The 5,979-nt window shown below is 60.9% G+C and carries 6 protein-coding genes; all 6 read left to right on the top strand.

Annotation, left to right across the window (positions count from 1 at the left end; genetic code table 11):
* Window positions 1-1,126, top strand: a 1,126-nt coding sequence (locus AB4Z11_RS20120; protein WP_442027188.1) for an AMP-binding protein, incomplete at its 5' end; no start/stop codon positions are given.
* A 30-nt stretch (window positions 1,127-1,156) separates the two neighbouring features.
* On the top strand, window positions 1,157-2,092 hold the full coding sequence (locus tag AB4Z11_RS20115) for a diiron oxygenase (protein ID WP_442027187.1): 936 nt from the start codon (window positions 1,157-1,159) through the stop codon (window positions 2,090-2,092).
* Entirely contained in the window at window positions 2,089-2,865 is a 777-nt protein-coding gene (locus tag AB4Z11_RS20110) for an enoyl-CoA hydratase/isomerase family protein (protein ID WP_442027185.1), read from the top strand. Before AB4Z11_RS20115 ends, AB4Z11_RS20110 begins: the two co-directional genes overlap by 4 nt.
* Window positions 2,862-3,380: a thioesterase family protein gene (locus AB4Z11_RS20105; RefSeq protein ID WP_442027184.1), complete on the top strand. Its 519-nt coding sequence runs from the start codon at window positions 2,862-2,864 to the stop codon at window positions 3,378-3,380. The genes AB4Z11_RS20110 and AB4Z11_RS20105 overlap by 4 nt, the downstream gene beginning before the upstream one ends.
* Window positions 3,381-3,392: 12 nt before the next feature.
* Window positions 3,393-4,655 carry a flavin monoamine oxidase family protein gene (locus AB4Z11_RS20100; RefSeq protein WP_442027183.1) on the top strand — a complete coding sequence of 421 codons (1,263 nt, stop codon included), beginning with the start codon at window positions 3,393-3,395 and terminating at the stop codon, window positions 4,653-4,655.
* 76 nt (window positions 4,656-4,731) lie between these two features.
* Window positions 4,732-5,979: MASE4 domain-containing protein (locus AB4Z11_RS20095; RefSeq protein ID WP_442027181.1), on the top strand; the 1,248-nt coding region annotated here is incomplete at its 3' end.

Below are 5,979 nucleotides of genomic sequence, written 5' to 3'. Positions count from 1 at the left end.
CTTCCGCACCGCGCTGAGCGAAGGCGCGGGCATGACGCTGCGCGTACCCGCGCTGGGACATGAGGACATCGCCTTCCTGCAGTACACGGGCGGTACTACGGGCCTCTCCAAAGGCGCAGTGCTGAATCACCGCAACGTGATCGCCAATATGCTGCAGAACGATGCCTGGGCCGGGCCGGCACTGCTCAACGCCAGCGAACAGGTGGTGACAGTGTGCGCGCTGCCGCTGTACCACATCCTTGCGCTGAACGCCTGCATGCTGATGGGCGCGCGCTGGGGCGCCATGAATCTGCTGGTGCCGAATCCGCGTGACATGAAGGGTTTCGCGCTGGAGCTGGCCAAGTACAAGGTCAACTTCTTCCCCGGCGTGAATACCCTGTTCAATGCGTTGCTGAATCAGCCGGAACTAAGCAAAGTCGATTTCTCCGGCCTGAAAATCACGCTGGGCGGCGGCATGGCCGTGCAGGAAGTGGTGAGCGCGCGCTGGCTCAAACTCACGGGCAGCCCGATCCTGGAAGGCTATGGCCTTTCCGAGACATCGCCGACAGCAACGCTGTGCCGCCCCGACCAGCAAACCTTCACCGGCACCATTGGCTTGCCGGTGCCGTCGACCGAAGTGGCCATTCTGGACGACGACGGCAACGCGCTGCCTTATGGCCAGCCAGGGGAAATCGCCATCCGTGGCCCGCAAGTGATGTCGGGCTACTGGAACCGGCCGGACGAAACCGCGCGGGTTATGACCCCGGCCGGTTTCTTCAAGTCCGGCGACGTCGGCATCATGGACGAGCGAGGCTACGTCAGGATTGTCGACCGCAAGAAGGACATGATCCTCGTGTCCGGTTTCAACGTTTATCCAAACGAAGTCGAAGGCGTGGTGGCTGCCCACCCGCTGGTGCTCGAATGCGCCTGCATTGGCGTACCGGACGCCAGCTCGGGCGAAGCCGTGAAGCTGTTCGTGGTGCGCAAACATCCCTCGCTCACCAGCGACCAGCTGATGGACTACTGCAAACAGCAGTTGACCGCCTATAAAAAGCCCAAGTACATCGAATTCCGCGACGCACTACCTAAGACCAATGTGGGCAAGATCCTGCGCCGTGAACTGCGAGACACTCAACTCGCGGCCTGATCTCCCCAATTCCCCCAAAGGAGTTTGTGAATGGAAGCCAGTATCGCCGCAGTACCGCAAGCTAAAACCAATCCGATCGTGCTCGATGAGCGCCGCCAGAAAACGGTGCGCACGCTGATCAACGCATCGCACCGTAAGTTGCTGTTCCTCGACCAGGTAGTGGACTGGGAAACGGGCATTGATTTCAGCAAGCCGCCCAAAGTTGCCGAATCCAGCTGGATCTACGGCACGCCTTATTGGGACGCGCTGACGCCGGAGCAGCAGAACGAAGTGCTGTGGCTGGAGACTGGCCGCGACGTATCCTACTTCATCTGGCTCGAACAGACTTTGCCAGAGCTGTACATGGGGTATGTCAACAAATATCACGGTGAGCTGACGGACGACGTGCGCGAATACCTGATGGTGTTCTCGCGAGAGGAAATCGTGCACACCCTGATGTTCCGCCGCTATCTGGAGAAGGCTAACCTGCGCCTGTGGAGCCATCCGGAGAACATCCCGAACTACTCGCTGTTCGAGCAGCAGCTGGCCGGTAAGCATCCGGTGTACGGCATCTGCTGGAACCTGCTGATTGAGTGGTTCGCCGAACTGAACTCCATCTTCCAGACCCAGACCGATGGCATCGATCCGCTGACCCGCACCATGTTCAAGGAACACCACCTGGAAGAAGTGCGCCACATCGCGTTCGCCAAAACTATCTGCGAAAACTACTTCGAGTCTGCTCCCAAAGAAGAACTGGCGCAGATGTGCGATTTCTTCCAGAAGGGCTACGGCTTCCTGCTGGACGAATATACCTATATGCCGGAAATTGCGCTGCATGCTTCTTTCGACTTCCCGATCAAGCCTGGCGATGCCGACAAGATCCGTGAAGTGCGCAATTCGCCGAACAACCAGCGCCTGAATGCTGAACGCTTCCGCGATGTGCGCGAGTGGTGCCTGAAGCACAACATCATCAAGGCATCAGCATGATCGACATCATCCCGCACGAAGGGGACATTACCGAGCTGCGCATCGCCCGGCCTCCCATCAATCTGATCGGCGTGGAGGTGCTGAAGTCGGTACGCGCCGCGCTGGCGGAGGCCAACCGAAGCGGACAACGCGGCATCATTCTGTCAGGCGTACCGGGTGTGTTCTCATCCGGCGTAGACATTCCGGCGCTGCTGGACGGTCCGCGCGCTCAAGTGCGCGAATACTGGGAGCAGGTGTTCCTGCTGGCTTCCGAGATGGCCATGTCGCGCCAGCCGATTTTTGCTGCGATTACCGGCCATTGCATGGCGGCCGGCGCGCTGCTGGCGGCGTTCTGCGACTACCGCATCATAGCGCAGGGGCCGTGGCAGATTGGCCTGAACGAGGTGCGCGTGGGCGTGGCGCTGCCGGAATGCTTCCAGTACGCGGTGCGCCGTGTGGTGGGCGCGTTGAATGCGGAGCGCATGCTGGTGTTCGGCCGCCTGTTGTCGCCGGAACAGGCAATGGACATCAACCTGGTGGACGAGCTGACGGCGCAGGACCAGGTGGTCACCCTGGCGCACGCACGGCTGAAGGAACTGCTGGCGATGCCGTCCCATGCGCTGGTAAGCACGCGCGCAATCGCCCGGCGCGATCTGCGGGATGTCTTTGCCGACGTGGATGCGCTGCCGATCGACGAGTTTGTCGATGCTTTCCTCGAACCGGCCACCCAGCAAGTGCTGCGTCACGTGGCGAGCCGTATTCGCCAGCGCGTAGCGCCCGCCGTTGCGCAATGAATCTGTACTTCCGCCTGTTCTACGTTTGGCTGTCCGCGCTCTTCAAGCCCGTGATCCGCATCGGCGACACAATCGACCTGCGGCTCACGGTGCTGCCCAATGATCTCGATCTGAACGGTCATATGAACAATGGGCGCTACATGACCATCATCGACCTGGCGCTGGTGGAGTACATGACAAGGGCCGGTTTCATGGGGCCAGCCATGCGGCGAGGCTGGCGTCCCATGCTGGGCGGCTCGATCATTGCGTTCCGGCGTGGGTTGAAGCCATTCCGCCGCTACACCCTGCGTTTTCGAGCCGAGTGCTGGGACGCACGCTGGACTTACATCCGGTTTGAGTTTCTGCGCGATGGTGAGGTGATGGCCGTCGGGCATACCAAGGGCGGCATCGTGGGGAGCAAAGGCATTGTCGGCAGTGAGGAGATGTGCGAGGTACTTGGCGTCGACCCATCCTCGCCGGCGTTCCCTGCAGCCGTCAGTGCATGGATCGAAGCCGATCGTCTGATGCGCGCCTGATTTGGAGAAGAAATGAATCGATCGATCGCGATCATCGGCGCGGGCCCGGCCGGGCTGTGTGCGGCGGATACCTTGCGCCAGCTGGGCTACCGCCACATCACCGTATTCGAGCAGGCCGCCCGCGTTGGCGGCAAAGTCTGTTCGATGCGGACACCGGCAGGCATCGTTGAAATGGGCGCCGTCATTGCGGCCGCCGAATGCGAGCTGGTGCTGGGCCTGGCCGATCGCTTGCGCGTGCCTGTTGCCCCGTATCCGGTGGAGCAGCGGTTTCTGGACGAGGAGGGCGTGCGGCATGATGCGATGTCCTTCCTCGCCAGCCGTTACAGCCGCGAAGAAATCCGGGAAGCCATCGCCAATTATGCCGACACGCTGGAGCGCTTTGCGGTCATCAACTACGATACGCTGGCCGGCATGCCGGAAGAGCTGCATTTGCCGTTCGACCGCTTCGCTGCGCTGCACGGCTTCACACCCATCGCGGAACTGGCGCGCGGCGCTTTGATCGGCTTCGGCTACGGTTACTACGAAACGGTGCCGGCGCTGTACTTCATGAAACTGATGCCATGGCTGTTCCTGCCCGACGGAGCGGGAGGTCTGCAAGCGGGCAAGTTCTTCGTCTTCCCGCAAGGCTTCCAATCATTATGGGAAGCGCTGGCGCGCCAGCACGATGTGAGACTTAATGCCGGCGTCACCGCGCTGGAACGGCAAGACGATGGATCGGTCGCGCTGACGATCAATGGCGCTGACCGGCATCGGTTCGATGCCGTCGTTGTGGCGGCGCCGCTGCACACGGTGCGCAACTTCATGTCGCTGGGTGAGGATGGCGACGCACTGTTGCAGCAACTGCGCAGTAAGCGATACTTCGTCAACGCTTTCGCCGCGACTGGCTTGGCCACGGCCGAATTCCTCTTCCTGCATGAGAACGAATTCCCCGAACGCATTGGCCATATGAATGCCTGGGCCAACCGCAATCCCGAGCCGCCGATGTATCTCGGCTGGCAACTGGCAGAACAAGGAACCAGCATCGACGAACTCGAAGCCTTGCTGGTGGACGATGTTGCTGCGCAAGGCGGGCAGCTGCTGCGTGTGGCGCTGCGGCAGGAATGGGATTATTTCCCGCATGTCGATAGCGTAGCCCTCGGCGACGGTTTCTTTGATCGTCTTGATGCGCTGCAGGGCCGCGACAACGTTTATTTCGTGGGCGGAGCGCTGAATTTTGAAACGGTCGAGCACAGCGCACGTCAGGCGAGGGCGCTGATACGGCGTTTCTTCGGCTAAATAAGCCAGGCTTCTTGTTGTGTTATGTGCGGTATCGCGCTTCGCCGGATCGTGATACCGCCTAAGATGTTCCGTCATGAGGAACGAAAACCACGCCATTCCGGCCGGCGAGCCGGGCCAGGGCGGGGCAATTCCGGACAATGAACCGGCGCGGACCCTGTCCGAATACGAAGCCAGTCCAGCCTCGCGCCGTCTTGCGCTGGTCGTTCTGGCGCTGTCGGCGGGGATGTTCCTGGCGCTGTTGCCATTTGCCGGGGCGCCGGTCGGCGTCGCCAACTGGTTCATTCCGCTCTACCAACCCGTCGTCGCCCTCAACGACATCATCACCGCCACACTGCTGTTCGGCTATTTGCGTTTGACACGCAAGTACGCGCTACTCGCGCTGGCCTGCGGCTATCTGTTCTCGGCGGTCATGGCCGTGGTCCACCTTCTGACCTTCCCCGGCATCTTTGCGCCGCAAGGCTTGCTTGGTGGCGGACCGCAAACCACCGGCTATATGCACGTGTTCTGGCATTGCGGATTTCCGATCGCCGTCATTACCTACGCCAGATTGAAGGACCGCGAGCAGCGCATCGAACGCTTTGCGCTCGATGCCGGCAAGGCGGTCCTGATCACGCTGGCCTGCGCGGCAGCGCTCGTTATGCTCAGCACTTATGGACAGAATATCCTGCCGCAAATGCTCAATGGCGCTCACTATTCGTCCAGTTTCAACATCGGACGTTATGGTCAATGGATAATCACGGGTGTGGCGCTGGCGTATCTATTCACGCGACGGTCCACGTCGACCCTGGACTTGTGGATGGTGGTGGTGCTGGCAGCCTGGTTCTTCGAAATCGGTTTGGTTTCGATATTCAACGCCGGCCGCTGGGACGTGGGATTTTATGCGGGGCGCGGCTATGCGCTGGTGGCGTCCAGCTTCGTGCTGGTCATGCTGCTGCTGGAACACGTGCGCATGTATCGCGACCTTGCCGAAGCCCAGAGTACAGCGCGGCTGGCGCGCAAGCTGACGGAAACGCGCGAAGTGCTGCGGCTGGCACTGGTGGCGGGCCGCATGGGAGTCTTCAGCTGGGACCTGCGCACCAATCGGGCATGGTGGAGCCAGGAACTCGAACACATGGTCGGCATGCTGCCAGGGACCATGTCCACCGAGCCGGAAGACTTCTTGCGGTATGTGTATCCCGAAGATCATCAAGCAGTCAACGCGCAGCTGCGCGAATGCATCAAGAGCCAGGGCGAGTGCGAGCTTGAATTCCGCATGAAGGACGCCAAAGGTGAGTTGCTGTGGGCCTTCGCCCGCGCTGAGGCGGATCATGGTGATGATGGC

The sequence above is a fragment of the Pseudoduganella sp. RAF53_2 genome (assembly GCF_052113985.1).
GTDB lineage: Bacteria > Pseudomonadota > Gammaproteobacteria > Burkholderiales > Burkholderiaceae_D > Rugamonas.
This window is presented reverse-complemented; position numbering and strand designations above follow the sequence as displayed.

Coding starts and splice junctions, on each gene's coding strand:
- AB4Z11_RS20115 (WP_442027187.1), top strand. CDS start 1,157: ATGGAAGCCAGTATCGCCGCAGTACCGCAAGCTAAAACCAATCCGATC.
- AB4Z11_RS20110 (WP_442027185.1), top strand. CDS start 2,089: ATGATCGACATCATCCCGCACGAAGGGGACATTACCGAGCTGCGCATC.
- AB4Z11_RS20105 (WP_442027184.1), top strand. CDS start 2,862: ATGAATCTGTACTTCCGCCTGTTCTACGTTTGGCTGTCCGCGCTCTTC.
- AB4Z11_RS20100 (WP_442027183.1), top strand. CDS start 3,393: ATGAATCGATCGATCGCGATCATCGGCGCGGGCCCGGCCGGGCTGTGT.